The following is a 17,944-nucleotide window of genomic DNA, read 5'->3' on the forward strand; positions in this document are numbered from 1 at the left end:
GGAGTGGGCATGTCCGGTGAGGACGGCAAGCACGAGGCGTTGGCGATCGTCGGTATCGGCTGTCGCCTGCCCGGTGATGTCCGTTCGGCGCGAGAGCTATGGAGCCTGTTGTGCGACGGAGCCGACGCCACGCGCGACGTCCCGGAAACTCGGTGGCACGCAGCGCGCTTCCACGATCCGAATACGTCGAAGGTCGGCAAGATCGTCACGCGCCGCGGGGGATTCCTCGCAGAGATCGACCAGTTCGATCCACAGTTCTTCGGAATCTCGCCCCGCGAAGCGCATTCGCTCGACCCGCAACAACGGCTGCTGCTGCAAGCTACCTGGGAAGCGCTGGAGGACGCGGGGATGCCTGCCGACCGGCTGGCGGGAACCGACGTCGGCGTGTTCGTCGGCGGCTTCACCCTCGACTATCAGCTGTTGCAGAATCAGGGACGCACCAGCCGGTACCGCTTCAAGGCGCATTCGGCCACCGGGATGATGATGACGATGCTGGCGAACCGCATCTCGCATGCCTTCGATCTGCGCGGGCCGAGCATGTCGGTCGACACCGCGTGTTCCAGCTCGCTGGTCGCGGTACATCTTGCGGCGCAGAGCATCTGGAGCGGTGACTGTCAGCTTGCGCTGGTCGGTGGAGTCAATGTCATGGTGGGCCCCAACACCGCCATCGCCGAGTCGAAGAGCGGGTTCCTCAGTCCGGAGGGGCGCTCCAAAGCGTTCGATGACTCGGCCGACGGCTATGCCCGCGGCGAAGGCGCTGCCGTCGTCGTTGTGAAACCTCTGTCGGACGCGCTCCGCGACGGTGACGACATCTACGCCCAGATTCTGGGCACCGCGGTGACACAGGATGGGCACACCGACGGCATCACCGTGCCGCGGGAGGACGCCCAGGAAGGCGCGATCAGAACCGCTCTCGGTCGGGCACGTGTCGAGCCCGACGACGTCGGATACGTCGAAGCGCACGGCACCGGAACACCTCTCGGAGACCCGATCGAGATCCGCGCTCTCGCCGCGGCGTTGACCGGCGGACGAAACAGGACGAACCCACTCGTCGTCGGGTCGGTCAAGACGAACATCGGCCACCTTGAGGCCGGCGCCGGAGTGGCCGGACTCATCAAGGCGGCGTTGGTCGCCAAGCACGGGTACATCCCCGCCACGGTGCACTTCCAGACTCCGACCAGACATGTCTCTCTGACCGACCTGAACATCGACATCTCAAACCGGGGACGACCGTTTCCCGAATGCGCCCGACGCGTGGTAGGCGTCAACTCATTCGGTTTCGGCGGCACGAACGCGCACGTCGTCCTCGCCGAACCCCCCACGCCCCGTGAGGAATCCAGCTCGGGATCCGCGCGGGCAACAGGACCGGCCCTGCTGCCGATTTCGGCACGCAGCGACGATGCGCTCGCCGCGACCGCGAGGCAACTGGCCGGCTATCTGGATTCGCAGCCCGAGGTCGAGCTCACCTCGCTTGCCTACACGCTCGGTCTCCGACGCGCCCACCTCAGTCACCGTCACACGGTGATCGCCGACAGCATCGACGAAGTGCGACAACAGCTTCACGCACTCGCCGAAGGCGGACAGATCGTCACCGCGCGCGCAGCCACCGATGCACCCAAACTCGCCTTCGTGTGCACGGGCATGGGACCCCAGTGGTGGCGGATGTGCCGAGGTCTGCTCGAGGCCTTCCCCGTCTTCGCCGACAGCATCGCGCGCACCGATCGTGAACTGGCGCGCCACGCCGACTGGTCGCTGCTCGAAGAACTGCAGCGCGACGAGGCCACCACCCGGATGGCAGAGACGCAGATCGCCCAGCCGGCGAACTTCGCCATCCAGATCGCCCTCGCCGATCTGCTCGCGCACTATGGCATCACCCCAGATGCGGTGATCGGCCACAGCGCAGGCGAAGTCGCCGCACATCACCTCGCCGGTCTGCTCAGCTTCGAGCAAGCGGTCGAGGTCATCTACCACCGGAGCCGGCTCCAGCAACGCACCAGTGGACTGGGACGGATGCTTGCTGTCGGCGTCGATGCGGACGCGCTGATGAGTGCACTGACCGGCGACGCACTGGCCGAGATCGGCCGCCAGGTATCGGTGGCCGCTGTCAACAGCCCGTCCGCCGTCACTCTCGCCGGCGACGGCGACGTCCTCGACGACATCGCGCGACAACTCGACGCCGCAGGCATCTTCAACCGACTGCTCGCGGGCAACGTCCCCTACCACACGCATTTCATGGAGACGGTGAAAGACGACCTGCTGTCGGCTTTCGACGGACTGTCCTCCGAGCAGGCCACTCTTCCGTTGTATTCCACCGTCACCGGCGGACGCCTGGACCACTACGGAGCGGGTGCGGCCTATTGGTGGCAGAACACCCGAGCCACGGTGCTGTTCGAGCCTGCACTGCGCCAGATGATCGACGACGGATACACCCATTTCGTCGAGTTGGGTCCCCACCCCGTTCTGGCTGCTTCCATCTTCGAAACTGCTGGCCAGGAGCGTGTTTCGGTGACGGCGACGCAACGCCGCGAGCACGACGATGCCCGCACGCTGCTCGGCTGCGTCGGCGAATTGCACTGCAGTGGCCACGACATCGCCTGGGACGCCGTCAACCCGACCGGAGACGCCCGACTCCTCAAGCTGCCGTCCTATCCCTGGCAGACCAAGCGGTACTGGAACGACACCCAGGAAGCGACCGAACTGCTTTTCTACCACCCGGTGCATCCACTCTTGGGACAGGAAGTCAGCGCCGTCCATCCCACCTGGGAAGCGGAGGTGAGCGCCGTCCTCAACCCGTTTCTCGCCGACCACCGGGTGCAAGGCAGCGTCGTCGTTCCCGGCGCTGTGTACATCGAGATGGCACACGCCGCAGCCAGGGAAACGTACGGGTCGAATCACAGCGTCAACAATCTGGTGTTGCATCGCGCCGTCATCCTCGACGCGACCTGCGACCCCCTCCTGCGAACCACCCTCAACGAGGCCGATGGCACGCTCGAGTTCGCAGCGTTCACCGCCAACGCCGATGGCGATCTCAAGTGGGTCATCACCGCGACCGCTGAGCTGAACACCGTTCCCTCACGACGGCCCCGACATCACCCGTCGGTCGAGGAGGCGGTCACCTCCCTCGACGGCGCAGACTTCTATGCCCGCACCGAGGCTCTGGGATTCGACTACGGCGCCGCGTTCCGCCCGATCTGCGGCGTGACCGCCGGGCACGACTGGGCAGTCGCCGAACTGAACATCCCGGCCACCCTCGTCGACGAGGTCGCCGACTATGACTTCCATCCCGCGCTGATCGACGGGGCCTTCCAAACCTTGTTCGGTGCACCGTTTCTCGGGCAGGAGGAGGGCAGCGACCCGTATCTGCCGACGCGCATCCGGCGGTGTGCGATCTACGGTCAGCCCGAACAACACATGACGGTGCGCGCCGATGTCGTGTCGGCCACCGCCGAGCGGATCGAATGCGACCTCGTCATCAGCGACCTGTCGGGCCGCGCGCTCGTCGCCATCGAGGGCTTCATCGTCCAATCGCTGGCCACCTCATCGCGAATGTCCTCGGAGCGGATCGACAAGGGGATCCTCGAAATCCACTGGTGCGCGATGGACTACGCTTCCCACGACGAGCGCGAACCGTTCGCCGATAAGCGGTCCTGGCTGATCCTCGACGACGACTCCGGCATCGGCGCACTGCTGGCAGAGGAACTGCGCCGCTACGACCAGCGCGCCCGCACCGTACGCCACCACGCGGTGGATGTGCTGACGGTGGTGGACGACGGCTGGCTGATGAATCCGCAACGCCCCGAACAGATGACACAGCTCATCACCGAACACCTCGACAACGAGCAGGACCTCGCGGGCATCATCAACTGTTGGCCGCTCGACATCGGAGGGCCCGTCCCAGGCCACCATCTGGGTGCGTTCACCATGCTCCGGCTGGTCAAGACTCTCGCCGAGAACGACACCGTCAAACCCCTCATGTACGTCGTCACGTCGAACTCGCAGCCAACCCCCGGCAGTGTGGTTCGCGACGTCGACCAAGCTGCCCTCTGGGGGCTGGGGAGGGTGATCGGACACCAGGAACTCGCCGAGTACTGGGGTGGCCTCATCGACATCGAGACCTCGGACAACACCGCAGAGACCGTCGCCCGCATCCGCCGCCACGTTCTCGACGACGAGTCCGAGGACCAGATCGCGATCCGGTCGGCGACGACCTATGTCCCGCGGCTGCGCCCCTGCACCCGCCTGACCAAGCCGTTCCCCGCCAAGCTCGCCCCCGATGCCACCTACGTCGTGACGGGAGGCATGGGGGCGCTCGGCCGCATCGCCGCCACCTATCTCGCCGAACGGGGCGCCCAGCACCTGACGCTGCTGGGCAGGCGCCGATTTCCGCACCGCGATCAGTGGTCGGCCCTGCCCGACGACGACCCGCACCGTTCGACTGTCGACGCCATCCGCGCGATCGAGCAACTCGGCGCGACCGTCACGGTCCGTAGTCTCGACATCACCGACGGCGGCCAGATCGACGCGTGGTTGGCCGACCACGAGCGGGAGGGCGGCAGACCCATCCGCGGCATCATCCACGCCGCAGGATCGGTCCACGACCAGCTTCTGGTGAACATGAGCGAAGACGACTACGCCTCGGTGGTCGGCCCGAAGATCACGGGAACCATGCTGTTGCACAAGGCGTTTGGCGACAATCTGGATTTCTTCGTCATGTTCGGGTCTGCGGGCTCGACGATAGCCTCGCCAGGTCAAGGCAATTACGCCGCCGCCAACGCCTTCCTGGACGCATTCGCCCATCACCGCAGGGCCCAGGGTCTGCCGGCGCTGACGATCGGCTGGGGACCATGGTCGGTCGGAATGGTCGAAGAACTCGGGTTGGAGAAGATGTATGCCCAGCGAGGCATCGATCTGATCAGCCCCGCCGTCGGCGTGCGGATCCTCGACCGGCTGATCAACCAGGACGTCGCCGCCGTCGTCGCGATCAGTGCCGACTGGAACCGTGCGCGTCAGGCCGGCCTCGGCGCGCATCTGCCACTGATGTTCTCCGATCTGCAAAGTCCCGAACAGGATTTCGCCGGCGCGGACGACGGCGCTTCTGTGCTGACCATCCTGGCGTCCACGCCGGAGAGCGACCGGTTGGCGGTCGTCGGCGACCTCATCCGTAGCCTTGTGGCCACCGTCTTCGATTGCGGGGAGGACGATTTCGCCTCGGATGCGCTGCTCGAAGACATCGGTCTGGATTCCATGATGGCGATGGAATTCCGGGTGCGGATCAACATGACCTTCTCGATCGATCTTCCGGTGCTGGAGATCCTCAAAGGCGTCAGCGTGAATTCGCTGTCCGAACGCATTCTGGCCGAGCTTAATTCGATCCACGGACACGCCGAGGCAACCGAGACAACCGAAGTGGTCGAACCGGCTCCGGTTGGAGGCGACGACGATGCCGATCGGCTGATGGAGGGCCTGACAGAGGCAGAGCTTCTGGAGTTGCTCGGTGAACTGGAGCCCGACGCGGATAGCGGACCGGGGGAGGCGAATCGATGACGCGCGAGACCCATGCCGTTCACGTGCGCGGCCTGTCCAAGAGCTACGGGCGGCGGCAAGCCGTACAGGAACTCGATCTCGACGTCGGCTTCGGTGAGGTGGTCGCGATTCTGGGGCCCAACGGTGCGGGCAAGTCGACGACCATCGAGATCCTCGAAGGGCACCGCCGCCGCGATGCGGGGCAGGTGAACGTTCTCGGCGACGACCCGGCGACTGCGGGACGCACCTGGCGCGCGAGGATCGGTGTCGTGCTTCAGGAGAGCAGTGACTTCGGGATGCTCACGGTGCTCGAGACGGTTCGGATGTTCGCGAAATGCTATGGAAAGGCCCGTGGCCCTGAGGAACTCCTCGAGCTCGTCGGTCTCCAATCCACCTCGGCGTCGAGGGTCAGGACGCTGTCGGGTGGGCAGCGCCGCCGCCTCGATGTCGCTCTCGGAATCATCGCCAAGCCAGAACTGCTGTTCCTGGATGAACCGACGACGGGTTTCGATCCGGAAGCGCGGCGGCAATTCTGGGATCTCATCCGGTTGCTGGCCGCCGACGGGACCACCATCGTGCTCACCACTCACTATCTGGAAGAGGCGGCGGCTCTGGCCGACCGGGTCGCGGTGATCGCCGACGGCCGGGTCGCAGCGGTCGACTCACCGGCCCGTCTGACCGCACACGTCAACACGGCCGCGACCGTGCGGTGGGTGGAGGGTGGCATTCCGCGCTTCGAGGAGACCGACCATCCGACCGCATTGATTCGGCAGCGCTCCGCCGACGGATCGGAGCTGGCGGAGCTCACCGTCACGCGGCCCACCCTCGAAGACGCGTACCTGCAGTTGATCGGTCACGCATGATGGCCGTCGATTCCACACCATCGGCCGAAACGTCGAAACACCGCGCCCGCAATCCAGATTCGGCGCTGCCCTCCGCCGTCCGCATCGGCTTCTCGCGCGTCGTGCCTGAGCTCAAGATGTTCTACCGCCGGCCCGAACAGCTGGTCCTGACATTTTCGATGCCCGCCGTCATCTGCCTGCTTCTCGGATCGATCTTCACCGCCGAAGTTCCCGGCACGCCAACCAGTACCGGCTCGGTCATCGCGGCAAGCATGCTTGCCTACGGAATTCTGTCGACGTCGTTCATCAACCTCGGCATCGGTATCGCCGCCGACCGGGAAACCGGTGCGCTGCGGCGTCTTCGGGGGACACCGGCCACTGCATCGTCGTACTTCATCGGCAAGATCATGCTGGTCGCCATCGCCAGCATCGCCGAGGCCGTCATCATTCTCGCGTTGGGTGTGATGGTCTTCGGCCTCCACCTGCCCACCGCGATGTCGGGATGGTTCACTCTCGTCTGGGTTTTCGTGCTGGGCACCATCAGCTGCTCACTGTTGGGAATCCTCGTCAGCAACTACGCGAGCAATGCCGTATCGGCAGCCACGCTGACCAACGGGCCGGCCGTCGGGCTGCAGTTCGTGTCGGGCACCTACGTCCCGTTGATGGTGTTACCGACCTGGATGCTCACCATCGGCTCGATCTTTCCCGTCAAATGGATGGCACAGGGCTTCCGCTCGGTGCTGCTGCCGCCGCAGATGGTGTTCTTCGAACCCGCCGGCTCCTGGGAGCACGGCCGGATATTTCTGGTGTTGGCGGCGTGGAGCATCGGAGGTCTGCTGGCCTGTCTCTACGTGTTCCGCTGGTCGGACCGGGACTGACGCCGATGCCCTCCCTGCTGTCGATCTCGGCCCATTTCTTTCTTCAGATCGTCGTCATCCTGGTGGCCTACCGGCTGCTGTGGCCGCTGTTCCGCCGGCTCGCCCAGGTACAGGTCGTCGCGATCATGGTGGCCGGGTTCCTGCTCGGGCCTTCGGGTTTGGGATGGATCTGGCCCAGTGGACAGCAGTGGCTGTTCCCGACCACGCTGACGATCGGATCCGAAACCATTCCGCACCCGAACCTGACCGTCATCTACGTCGTCGGTCAGCTCGGACTCGTGCTCTACATGTTCCTCGTCGGCGCGTCGTTCAAGCTGGAGATCCTCGGTGCGCATGTGCGGCAGGCCGGCGTCACGTCGGCGGCCGGGATCGGCGTTCCGCTCGTCATGGGCGGTCTCGTCGGATGGTGGATGGTGAGCGTCGGCGGATACTTCACTGACAAGGTCGTGCATTGGCAGGGTGGGCTTTTCGTCGCCGCCGCCGTGGCTATCACAGCGTTTCCGATGCTGGCGTGGATCATCACCGATTCCGGTCTCCTGAATACGCGGCTCGGGACGATGGCGCTGTCGTGTGCCGCCATCGACGACGCTTGCTCGTGGGTTCTGCTCGCGACCGTGGTGGCCACGGCGAAGGGGAGTCTGTTCGGCGCGCTGCTCGCGGTCGGAGGAGGACTGGCCTACCTGCTGTTCATGCTGTTCGTCGGCCGCCCGCTGCTGGCCCGATTGCCGGCGTGGACGCCGCCTCGAGCCGAGGCCGAACAGACCGGCGGCATACCGATCGCCCACCTCAGCGCCATACTCCTGGTGGTGCTGCTGGCGAGCTGGTTCACCGATGTGGTCGGAATCTATTCGGTGTTCGGTGCTTTCGTCGCCGGTACGGTGATGCCCCGAGGGCCACTGCTGGCCAAGATCCGCGAGCGGTTCGAGCCGCTGGTGGCCTACCTGCTACTGCCGGCGTTCTTCATCTACTCGGGTCTCAACACGCAGCTCAACCTCATCCTCGACCCCGCGACATTGACCATGGCGGCCATCGTGCTCGTCGTGTCGTTCGCCGCGAAATTCGGTGCGATCGGGCTGGCGGCACGCTGGCAGGGAATGAGCTGGTATGAGGCCGGCTCGATGGGCGCGCTCGCCAATGCCCGTGGCTTGATGGAACTCATCCTGCTCAACATCGGATTCGAGGCCGGGCTCATCTCCGGCAAGCTCTACACCGTGCTGGCACTCATGACAATCGTGACCACGCTCGTCGCCACTCCGCTTCAGCGACTGTTCGAGCGACGCCTTCGGCTGTCCGGTTCGACGTTCGGACCCGCCGGCGAGCAGCGCGGGGTCCACACGGGGCCGACACCTGCGGTCTGATTTCTACCCTGGCGGATCATTGGCAGACATCAGATGCTCGAACACGTAGTCCAGCGAACTCGTCAACGTGAGTTGTTCGTCCTCTGCCCAACGCCGCCATGCCAGATCGAGGGCGGCAAGAGCGGCGACTGTGATCGACCGGGCGGCGTCGATGGAACCGATGCGTTCAGCGACGACCGGGGTCAAGGCCTCCTCGTGGGCAAACCGCCGCTGCGCCATGCGGGTCCGCAATGAAATCGTCGTGGTGATCATCCTGAGCCGGGCGCGATCGAAATCGGACGACTCCTCCGCGTCGGCGAGCGCACTCTTGAATGCGCGCAGCATCAATTGCCAGGGCGACTCGCCGTCGACCACGGGCATCGACGCGAGGATGGCCGCGTAGTCGATCGACGACGCCTCTATCGCCGCGAGGACGGCGTCTTCTTTCGAGCCGAAGTACCGGAAGAATGTGGCTCGCGAAATGCCGACTTCGGCGGCCGCTTCGTCGACGGTCACGGTGTCGAAGCCGCGCTGGGCGAACAGGTCGCTCATCGCTTGGGCGATCTCGGTACGCAAGGCCTGTCTGGCCCGTTCGCGGATTCCTGCGGCCATGCGCCCACCGTACCGCAGGTGAACTTCGATATCACCGAAGCAACACCAGATCGAAATTGATACCGAGTCTCAGTCCGCGCTATGTTGGTCGGCATCACGAAGGAGGGCGCGCTGATGGCTGTCACAAACCAGGTCGAGGCGGAGCTGGTGATGCGCCCGGCCCGAACCGGCGGGGTGGTGGCCGTGTTGGCCCTGGCCGGCATGTGCGCCTCGTTTACTCAGACCATTCTGATCCCGATCCAGGGCGAACTGCCGCAGCTCCTCAATGCGTCCAGTGGCGACACGGCATGGGTCATCACGATCACCCTGCTCGTCGCCGCGATCTGTACACCGATCTCGGGGAAGTTGGGCGACATGTACGGCAAGCGCCGTGTGGCCCTCTGCCTACTCGGGGTGCTGGCGTCGGGGTCGGTCGTCGCTGCACTCTCGCCGACTGTGGTTCCGTTGATCGTCGGCCGCGGCCTGCAGGGCATGGGGATGGGTGTCATTCCGCTCGGCATCGCGATCCTCCGCGACACGCTTCCCGCAGACCGGCTCGGCTCGGCGATCGCCTTGGTCAGTGCCACGCTGGGTGTCGGCGGAGCGTTGGGCCTTCCGATAAGTGCTTTGGTCACCGAGCATTTCGACTGGCACATGCTGTTCTGGTTGGCCGCAGGGCTCAGTGTGGCCACGTTCGCGCTGATGGCTTCGATCGTGCCCGAGAGCGCACTGAGGGCCGGCGGTCGGGTGGACGTCGTCGGCGTGGTCGGGCTGGCCGTCGGTTTGTCCGGTGTGCTGCTGGCCATCTCGCGGGGCAACGACTGGGGGTGGACGTCGTCGCGCACCCTCGGACTGCTGATCGGCGGCATCCTCGTCCTGCTCGTCTGGGGCTGGCTGGAGTTGCGCATTCGCGAGCCGCTCGTCGACCTGCGCGTCAGCGCCAGCGGACCGGTGCTGCTGACGAATCTTGCCTCGATCGCCATGGGATTCGCATTGTTCTCGTCGCAGATCGCGTTTCCACAACTCCTCGAGCTGCCCACGGAGGCAGGGGGACTCGGCCGTTCGCTGCTGCAGGCCAGCGTCATCCTGATGCCTGCCGGGTTGGCGATGCTCGCGATGTCACCGGTCTCCGGTCGCCTCGAACGACGCTGGGGTCCCAAACCGCTTCTGGTCGCGGGGGCGGCGGTCATCGCCGCCGGTTACACCATCGCGGTGCTGTCGGACCTGCAGGTATGGCACATCCTGCTCATCAACGTGTTCATCGGCGTGGGCATCGGACTGGGCTATGCCGCGATGCCGACGCTGATCATCCGCGCAGTGCCGGAGTCCGAGACGGGTGCGGCCAACGGCCTCAACACGTTGATGCGGTCTTTGGGAACGGCCACGGCCGCGGCGGTGATCGCCGTGGTCCTCGCCCGGTCGACGGTCGAGGTCGGCGGCACGCCTGTCCCCAGCGCAGACGGCTTTCAGGTGGCCTTCTTCTTCGGCCTGGGAGCGGCGATACTGTGCACCGCCATCGCGGTGTTCATCCCAAAGCCGGAACCCCGAATCAGCTGAGCGTCGTGTCAGCCGGTCAGTCGGCCGGCCAGTAGTTGCGCCAGGTGTATGCCGCTGCGGTCGGACAGGTCGTCGAGTTGGGTGCGGCACGAATACCCGTCGGCCAGGACTGCGGTGCCGGGATCCGCGGCACGCACCGCAGGGAGCAGTTGTTGTTCGGCCACGGTCACCGACACCTCGTAGTGCCCCTTCTCGACACCGAAATTGCCTGCAAGACCGCAACATCCGCCGAGTCTGGTCAGCTCGGCACCCGCTGACGCCAACAACGTGGCGTCCGGGCTCCACCCCATCACCGAGTGGTGGTGGCAGTGCGGCTGCGCGACGACCTTCTGACCGGCCAGCGAGGGAGGCTGCCAACCTCGTTCGGTGAGCAGTTCCGCGAGGGTTCGCGTCACGCCTCCCACGGCGTCTGCGGCGTCGGTGCCGACGAGTTCGGCAGCGTCGGAACGCAATACCGCAGTGCAGGACGGTTCGACACCCACGATCGGGACGCCCTCCTCGGCGAACGGCGTCAGGGCCGAGACCGTGCGGCCGAGGATCCGGCGCGCCGTATCGAGCTGACCGGTGGAGATCCACGTCAGGCCGCAGCACTGCTGGCGCGCGGTCAGTCGCGGGTGGTACCCGGCGTCCTGAAGCACCCGAACCGCAGCGACACCGACCTCGGGGGAGAAGTGGTTGGTGAACGTGTCGACGAACAACACCACATCGTCACCCGGTGCGGTGGCCGGGACATTCCCGGCGAACCAAGATCGGAATGTCGTGCGTGCGAACGCAGGTATGTGGCGCCGCCGATCGACGCCCGCGAGTGACATCCCGGCCGGACCCGCCAGGCGGGCCGCCCCATTGACGATGCCCGGGGCAATGCTCGCCATCTTCGCCCACCGCGGGAGCCATCCGAGCGAATAGTGCGACGCGGGCCGGATGCGTCGCCGGTAGCTCTGATGCAGCACCTCGGACTTGTAGGTCGCCATGTCGACACCGGTCGGGCAGTCGGAGGCACATCCCTTGCAGGACAGGCACAGATCGAGTGCCTCGTGAACTTCGGGGGAGCGCCAACCTCCGCGCACCTCGGTGCCGTTGATCATCTCCTGCAGAACCCGGGCACGCCCGCGCGTCGAATCCTTCTCTTCACGCGTGGCCAGATAGGACGGGCACATGACCCCGCCGATCGCCGTGTTGTCGGCGCGGCACTTTCCGACCCCGGTGCATCGGTGGACGGCCTGGGTGAAGTCGCCGCCGTCGTGCCGGTAGGCCAGTGCGAGGTTGCGCCGGATCGCCGGTGCTGCCGCCACGCGCAGGTCGGCGTCCAGTGGCGCGGGGTCGACGATGACGCCAGGGTTCAACAGGTTGCCGGGATCGAAGACGTGCTTGACCGCCGCCTGCAGCGCCAGCGCCTCGGGGGAGTACATCAGCGGCAGCAGTTCGGAGCGCGCACGGCCGTCACCGTGCTCGCCGGACAGCGAACCGCCGTACCCGGCCACCAATGTGGCTGCGGCGAAGAGGAATTCACGAAACGCCGTATTGCCGCCGGGGCGATCGAGTGGAAAGTCGATCCGGACGTGCATGCACCCGTCACCGAAGTGTCCGTACGGCATGCCGGTGACGTCGAAGTCCGCCATCAGCGCGTCGAAGTCGCGCAGGTAGTCGCCCAGTCGCTCCGGGGGCACGGCGGCGTCCTCCCACCCCGCATGGGCGGGGCGGTCCCTGATGCTGCGCGCGGACAAGCCGGCGCCGTCCTCGCGGATTCGCCACAGCGCGGCGGCGCGGGATGTGTCCTCCACGACGAGGTAGTCCGCTGCCGCGCAGGATGTTCCGACGCGGGCGGCGCGATCGCGCGCCTCTTTGACGTTGTCGCCGACGACTTCGACGAACACCCATGCCGCTCCGTCGGGCAGCGGGGGCACCGAGGCCGGCCCCTTCCGTTCGCGAACCACGTCGACGATGCGCGAGTCGATCCCTTCGCACGCGGTGGGGCGATGCTCGAGAATCAGTGGGGTGGCGTCGCCGGCGGATGCGATGTCGGGGTATCCGAGCACCACCAGCATGCGATGCGCCGGTTCGCTGACCAATCGCACTGTGGCCTCGGTGATCACCGTCAGGGTGCCCTCGCTGCCCGCCATCAGTCGGGCGACGTCGAAGCGGTTTTCCGGGAGCAGGGTTTCCAGCGCGTAGCCCGACACCTGGCGTCCGAATCTGCCGAACTGGGTGCGGATCGTCCCCAGCCCGGCGCGGGTCACGGCGGCGAGCTCGTCGAGAATGGGTACTGACGGCTGAGCAGCGTCGAGCCGAAGGTGGTCGCCGGCTGCGGTCAGTACGTGCAGTGCGGCAACGTTGTCGGACGTCCGGCCGTATCCCAAAGCTCTTGAGCCACAGGCATTGTTGCCGATCATCCCGCCGATCGTGCAGCGGGTGTGGCTCGACGGATCGGGACCGAACCGCAGCCCGTACGGCGCCGCGGCCGTTTGGAGCGCTGCCTGCACGACACCCGGTTGAACGACGGCGGTGCGAGTGTCCGGATCCACGTCGAGAACGGCGTTCATGTAACGGCTGAAGTCCAGGACCGCCCCGGTGCCGACGGCGTTTCCGGCGATCGATGTGCCTCCGCCGCGGGCGGTGAAGGGGACACCTTCGCCGCGGCACACGGCCAGGGTCTGCGCCACGTCGTCGGCGCCCCTGGGGAAGACCACCGCGGTCGGCACGACGCGGTACAGGGACGCGTCGGACGAGTATGCGGCGCGGGAGGTGGTGTCGACGCGAACGTCCCCGATGCCTGCTGACTTCAACGCACGCTGCAGAGATTGCACCGGCGAGCTGCGTAGCATGCTACAAACCTAGCATGCTACGAGCCGGTCTGCCTTGTTACAGTGCGGAGATGGCGGCCGACGTGGGGGAGAGCGCAAAGCTGCGCATGCCGCCGCTCCCGGCCTCCGGCGGCAGGCGCACCGAGCAGGTCATGGAGGCGGTGCGCGCGGCGCTCGACGCCGGAGTGATGCGTGCCGGTGAGAAGTACTCGGTGTACCAGCTGGCCGACGCGCTCGGAATCTCGCGAACCCCGGTGCGCGATGCGCTGCTGCGTCTCGAGGAGGTCGGTCTCATTCGTTTCGAGGCCAGGCAGGGCTTCCGCATCCAGGTGCCCGACCCGTGCGAGATCGCCGACATCTTCGCGATCCGGCTCGCACTGGAACTGCCCGCCACCGCACGGGCCGCACAGATCTGCGATGACGCGTTGGCCTCACGCCTGCGCGACCGGATGCGCCAACTGGCGAACGCTATGCGGGCAGCCGACCCGCGCGCCTTCGCTCGCCACGACCAACTGCTGCACGACGACATCCTCGACGCCGCAGGCAATGCCCGCGCCCGTGCCATCGTGCGATCCCTTCGCGAGTCCACACGGCTTCTCGGTGCCACGACCGCGCGGACTTTGGCCGAGATCGATGCCGAGCATCATCCGATCATCGACGCCATCGTCGCCAACCGACCGTCGGATGCATTGAGCGCGATGCGCATTCACCTCACATCGACGGGAAAGCTTCTGGTGGCCCAGGCCATCCGCGACCAGAATGTCGACCTGGACAGCGACCAGGTGTGGGAAGATGCCGTCAGCCGAGAAGCCCGATAGCCGCACGTGCGCACGCGTCGTCATCGGCGGCACTCGCGCCACTGACCCCCACCCCGCCGACCACGACGCCGTCGCTCCACACCGGGACGCCACCACTGAAGATCACGAAGCGACCGCCACCATTGGCGTGCAGGCCGAAAAGTTCTCCGCCCGGCGCGGCCAGCACCGCGAGCTCGGATGTGGCGATGCGGTTGGCCACGGCCGTGTACGCCTTGTCCACGGCGAGAACGGGTCCCGCGATCTCCGCACCGTCCATCCTGCCGAACGCCACGAGGTGCCCGCCGGCATCCACGACGGCTGCGGACACCAGAACCGATCGCTTCTCCGCCTCGGCGTGAGCGGCCGCGACCATCCGGCATGCGGTGGCGAAATCAACGGTCATGACGTGATCACATCACAGCGCAGGTGCGACGCCCGCCGACGCGCGCAGGCTGACTTGGACGAGATCAGCGACGCCGGGTGGCGTTGTCACGGTCTTCATCGTGCATCCGATGCTGAGGTCGACCGTTGACACCGACTATTTTGATAGTAATTATCAAAATAGTTTTGGTAGGCGTCCCGGGAGGTGTCGATGGCACGCAGTGAGCATCTCGTGACCTGCCCCCTCTGCGAGGCGATGTGCGGACTGCGCGTCGAGGTCGACAGCGGACGGGTGGCGCGCGTGCGTCCGAACAAGAATGACGTCTGGTCGGCCGGTCACATCTGCCCGAAAGGCGCAGCGCTCGGTCAACTCCACGAAGACCCGAACCGGTTGCGCCGCCCACTGATCCGCCGCGACGACGGCCGTCATGTCGAGGTCTCCTGGGAAGACGCCTACGTCGAGGCCGAACGGGTATTGCGGCCCGTGCTGGACACCGACGGCATTCGCGCGCTGACCGTGTACATCGGAAATCCGGTGGCGCACAACAGCGATCTCGCGACTTACATTGGCTCATTGCTCGGCTTCGCGCAGGCGGGCGGAATGCAGGGGTACTACTCGCCCGGTACCGTCGACCAGTGGCCCCTGAATGTGGTGTCCTGCTTACTTTTCGGCGGAATGTGGAACGGGCCGGTCCCCGACCTGTACCGCACCGACCACCTCCTGATGCTCGGCGCGAACCCTGCTGAATCGCAGGGCTCGATGCTGTCGGCACCCGACATCATGGGGCTGCTGAAGTCGATCACCCAGCGCGGCAAGGTCGTTGTTGTCGATCCGCGCCGGACCCGCACCGCCGAGCGGGCCAGCGAATGGGTGCCGATCCAGCCGGGCACCGACGCGCTGCTGCTCTTCGCGATCCTCCGCACGCTCGGCGAGAACGGCTGGGTGCGCAAGCCTGATCATCTCCGCGACCGCGTGCTGGGCCTCGACGAGGTTGTCGTACTGGCGGCACCGTTCACTCCGGAGCGGGTGGCCGGTGCCACCGGGATCAGCGCCCAGGAGATCCGCCGCCTCGCACATGATCTCGCACATGCGCGAAACCCTGTGGTGTATGGGCGAATCGGTACGTGCGCCCAAGAGTTCGGCACGCTTGCCACCTGGCTGGTCTTCGTCATCAACACCGCGCTCGGAGCCCTGGACCGCGTGGGCGGTGCGGTGTTCGCCAAGCCGCCGGTATGGGTGCCCATGTTCGGCAAGCCGCCCGACCAGGACGGCGCGGGCTACACGTTCGGGCGCTTCCACAGCCGGGTGCGTGGAGCGCCGGAAGTCCTGAGCTGCTTCCCGGTCGGTTGTCTGGCCGAGGAGATCGACACCCCGGGAGACGGCCGGATACGCGCTCTGATCACCGTGGCGGGAAACCCCGCGGTGTCGGTCCCGGGAGCGGGCAGGTTGACGACAGCTCTGGGCAACCTCGACGCGATGATCTCGATCGACAACTGGCTCAACGAGACCACCCGGCATGCACACGTGATCTTCCCGGGCTTGTCTCCGTTGGAGCACGTCCACATCGACGATCTGTACTGGATCTACGCGATCGCCTCCTGCGTCAAGTACTCCGAGGCGGTGTTCGAACCACAGCCGGACGCGGACCGCCCACACGAGTGGGAGTTGTTGTTGCGTCTGGGCGGTTCGCTGTTCGGTACCCCGGTACCCGACGTGGACGTCCACGCGCTCGACGATCTCTACACGGCAGGCACGATCGCGACCTTCGCCGGGCTGCCGGACAATCCACTCACCGGTCTGGACGCGGAAAAGGTCATGGGGGTGCTGACGGGTCGGGGCCCGGAACGTCTGGCCGACTTGAGTATTCGCGTCGGGCCGTGGGGTGACCGGTTCGGGGAGCGCCCCGACGGCCTGACGCTGGCGGAGGTGAAACGCCACCCCGACGGCCTGCGGCTCGGTGAGCTCGACGGCGGCCGACTCGACGACACGGTGACCACCCCGTCGGGCAAAGTCGAGCTGCTGCACCGCCACATCACCGACGACATCCCGCGGCTGATCGCGCGGATGGACCGTGAGACAACCGATCTGGTGATGACCAGCCGGCGTCATCTGCGTTCCAACAACTCGTGGCTGCACAACGTGCCGGCACTGATGAAGGGTCGCGATCGCTGTACATTGCTCATCCACCCCGACGACGCCGATCGCGTCGGCGTGAGCTCGGGTTCCACCGCGACGGTCAGTACCACCGAGGGCGCCGTCCGCGTCCTCGTCGAGGTGTCCGACGAGATGACCCCGGGTGTGGTGAGTCTGCCGCACGGGTGGGGACATGGCGTGCCCGGTACGGAACTGGACATCGCCAACGCCCACCCAGGGGTCAACAACAACCTGCTCAACCCTGTCGACGTCATCGATGTCCCCAGTAATACCCACGCCACCAACGGAATTGCCTGCCGGGTCACAGCGGTGGGACCCGGCGAGTGAGCGGCGACGAGAGGGCGCCACGCCGGGGCCGACCACCGCGAGTGGACAGAGACGCGATCGTCAACGCCGTCCTCGACATCGGCGCCGACAACGTCACGATGCGTCGGGTGGCCGACCACCTCGGGATCAGCCTGCCGGGTCTGTACCACCATGTGAAGAATCAGGACGAACTGCTGCGGCTGGCCGCCAGGGGAGCGCTGACGCAATCGCCGCCGCCGCGCTACGACGGTGGGCACTGGGCGACATGGCTATACACTTATGCCACCTATATCCGGACCGTGCTGGCGGCCGAGCCGGCACTGCTGGAGAAGTTCGTGAGTGGGGCCGTGACCGACGATGACGAGATGGATTACATCGGAGCCGCACTCGACGCGCTCAACAGCGTCGGGTTGGAGCCCGACGACGCGATCGCGGTGTGGGCCGCCGTGAGTGCGCTGGCGATCGGGAGCGTGAGTGAGGCGCACCGGGAACATCTGCAGGCCGAAACCGGTCAGCCGTGGCCTGCGCGCATCGCGCGGCTGGTGAGCCGACGCGGCCCGTCGACGTACCCAACACTGCGCGCGGTCGCCCAGTCCGGCTACGACCCCTTCGGTGATGAAGCCTTCGAGCATCGAATCACGATGCTGCTCAACGGCATAGCTGCTCAGTACGGCCTGCCGGTCGAACGGGTCTGATTCGGTAGGACCGCCGACGGGGCGCGGCAGTCGCACGCGTCTGCCGTCGGCGCAGTGGCAACCGGTGTCGCCTGGTAGAAC

Annotated in this window: 11 protein-coding genes; 8 read left to right on the top strand and 3 right to left on the bottom strand. The window is 66.3% G+C overall.

The window, feature by feature from the left end:
• The first annotated feature begins 9 nt into the window (after positions 1-9).
• From P9A17_RS07460 to P9A17_RS07475, 4 genes are read left to right on the top strand one after another with little or no spacing between them, the layout of a single operon-like run.
• The gene (locus P9A17_RS07460; RefSeq protein ID WP_278037918.1) at positions 10-5,544 is read left to right on the top strand and encodes a type I polyketide synthase; all 5,535 of its coding nucleotides are present in this window, start codon (positions 10-12) and stop codon (positions 5,542-5,544) included.
• Complete coding sequence (locus tag P9A17_RS07465; protein WP_278037919.1) at positions 5,541-6,386, top strand: ABC transporter ATP-binding protein; 846 nt, start codon at positions 5,541-5,543, stop codon at positions 6,384-6,386. Before P9A17_RS07460 ends, P9A17_RS07465 begins: the two co-directional genes overlap by 4 nt.
• Complete coding sequence (locus P9A17_RS07470) at positions 6,386-7,243, top strand: ABC transporter permease (protein WP_278037920.1); 858 nt, start codon at positions 6,386-6,388, stop codon at positions 7,241-7,243. Before P9A17_RS07465 ends, P9A17_RS07470 begins: the two co-directional genes overlap by 1 nt.
• Positions 7,244-7,248: 5 nt before the next feature.
• On the top strand, positions 7,249-8,601 hold the full coding sequence (locus P9A17_RS07475) for a cation:proton antiporter (protein ID WP_278037921.1): 1,353 nt from the start codon (positions 7,249-7,251) through the stop codon (positions 8,599-8,601).
• A gap of 3 nt (positions 8,602-8,604) precedes the next feature.
• On the opposite strand, the gene P9A17_RS07480 is transcribed toward P9A17_RS07475, so the two are convergent.
• Positions 8,605-9,192, bottom strand: a complete 588-nt coding sequence (locus P9A17_RS07480; protein WP_278037922.1) for a TetR family transcriptional regulator — start codon at positions 9,190-9,192, stop codon at positions 8,605-8,607.
• A 114-nt stretch (positions 9,193-9,306) separates the two neighbouring features.
• Between P9A17_RS07480 and P9A17_RS07485 the strand changes: the two genes are divergently transcribed.
• Complete coding sequence (locus P9A17_RS07485; protein WP_278037923.1) at positions 9,307-10,728, top strand: MFS transporter; 1,422 nt, start codon at positions 9,307-9,309, stop codon at positions 10,726-10,728.
• A gap of 8 nt (positions 10,729-10,736) precedes the next feature.
• On the opposite strand, the gene P9A17_RS07490 is transcribed toward P9A17_RS07485, so the two are convergent.
• Positions 10,737-13,550 carry an FAD-binding and (Fe-S)-binding domain-containing protein gene (locus P9A17_RS07490; RefSeq protein WP_278037924.1) on the bottom strand — a complete coding sequence of 938 codons (2,814 nt, stop codon included), beginning with the start codon at positions 13,548-13,550 and terminating at the stop codon, positions 10,737-10,739.
• 50 nt (positions 13,551-13,600) lie between these two features.
• Here P9A17_RS07490 and P9A17_RS07495 point away from each other — a divergent pair, with 50 nt between their 5' ends.
• Positions 13,601-14,347, top strand: coding sequence for a GntR family transcriptional regulator (locus P9A17_RS07495; protein WP_278037925.1), 747 nt, complete (start codon positions 13,601-13,603; stop codon positions 14,345-14,347).
• Here P9A17_RS07495 and P9A17_RS07500 read toward each other — a convergent pair.
• The gene (locus P9A17_RS07500) at positions 14,328-14,729 is read right to left on the bottom strand and encodes a heme-binding protein (protein ID WP_278037926.1); all 402 of its coding nucleotides are present in this window, start codon (positions 14,727-14,729) and stop codon (positions 14,328-14,330) included. The genes P9A17_RS07495 and P9A17_RS07500 overlap by 20 nt on opposite strands.
• Before the next feature lie 189 nt (positions 14,730-14,918).
• On the opposite strand from P9A17_RS07500, the gene P9A17_RS07505 reads away from it, so the two are divergent.
• Both P9A17_RS07505 and P9A17_RS07510 read left to right on the top strand, forming a co-directional pair.
• On the top strand, positions 14,919-17,189 hold the full coding sequence (locus tag P9A17_RS07505) for a molybdopterin-dependent oxidoreductase (protein ID WP_278037927.1): 2,271 nt from the start codon (positions 14,919-14,921) through the stop codon (positions 17,187-17,189).
• Between the two features lie 41 nt (positions 17,190-17,230).
• The gene (locus tag P9A17_RS07510; protein ID WP_278037928.1) at positions 17,231-17,863 is read left to right on the top strand and encodes a TetR/AcrR family transcriptional regulator C-terminal domain-containing protein; all 633 of its coding nucleotides are present in this window, start codon (positions 17,231-17,233) and stop codon (positions 17,861-17,863) included.
• Positions 17,864-17,944: the final 81 nt, after the last annotated feature.

The organism is Mycobacterium sp. 236(2023) (assembly GCF_029623955.1).
Taxonomy (GTDB): domain Bacteria; phylum Actinomycetota; class Actinomycetes; order Mycobacteriales; family Mycobacteriaceae; genus Mycobacterium.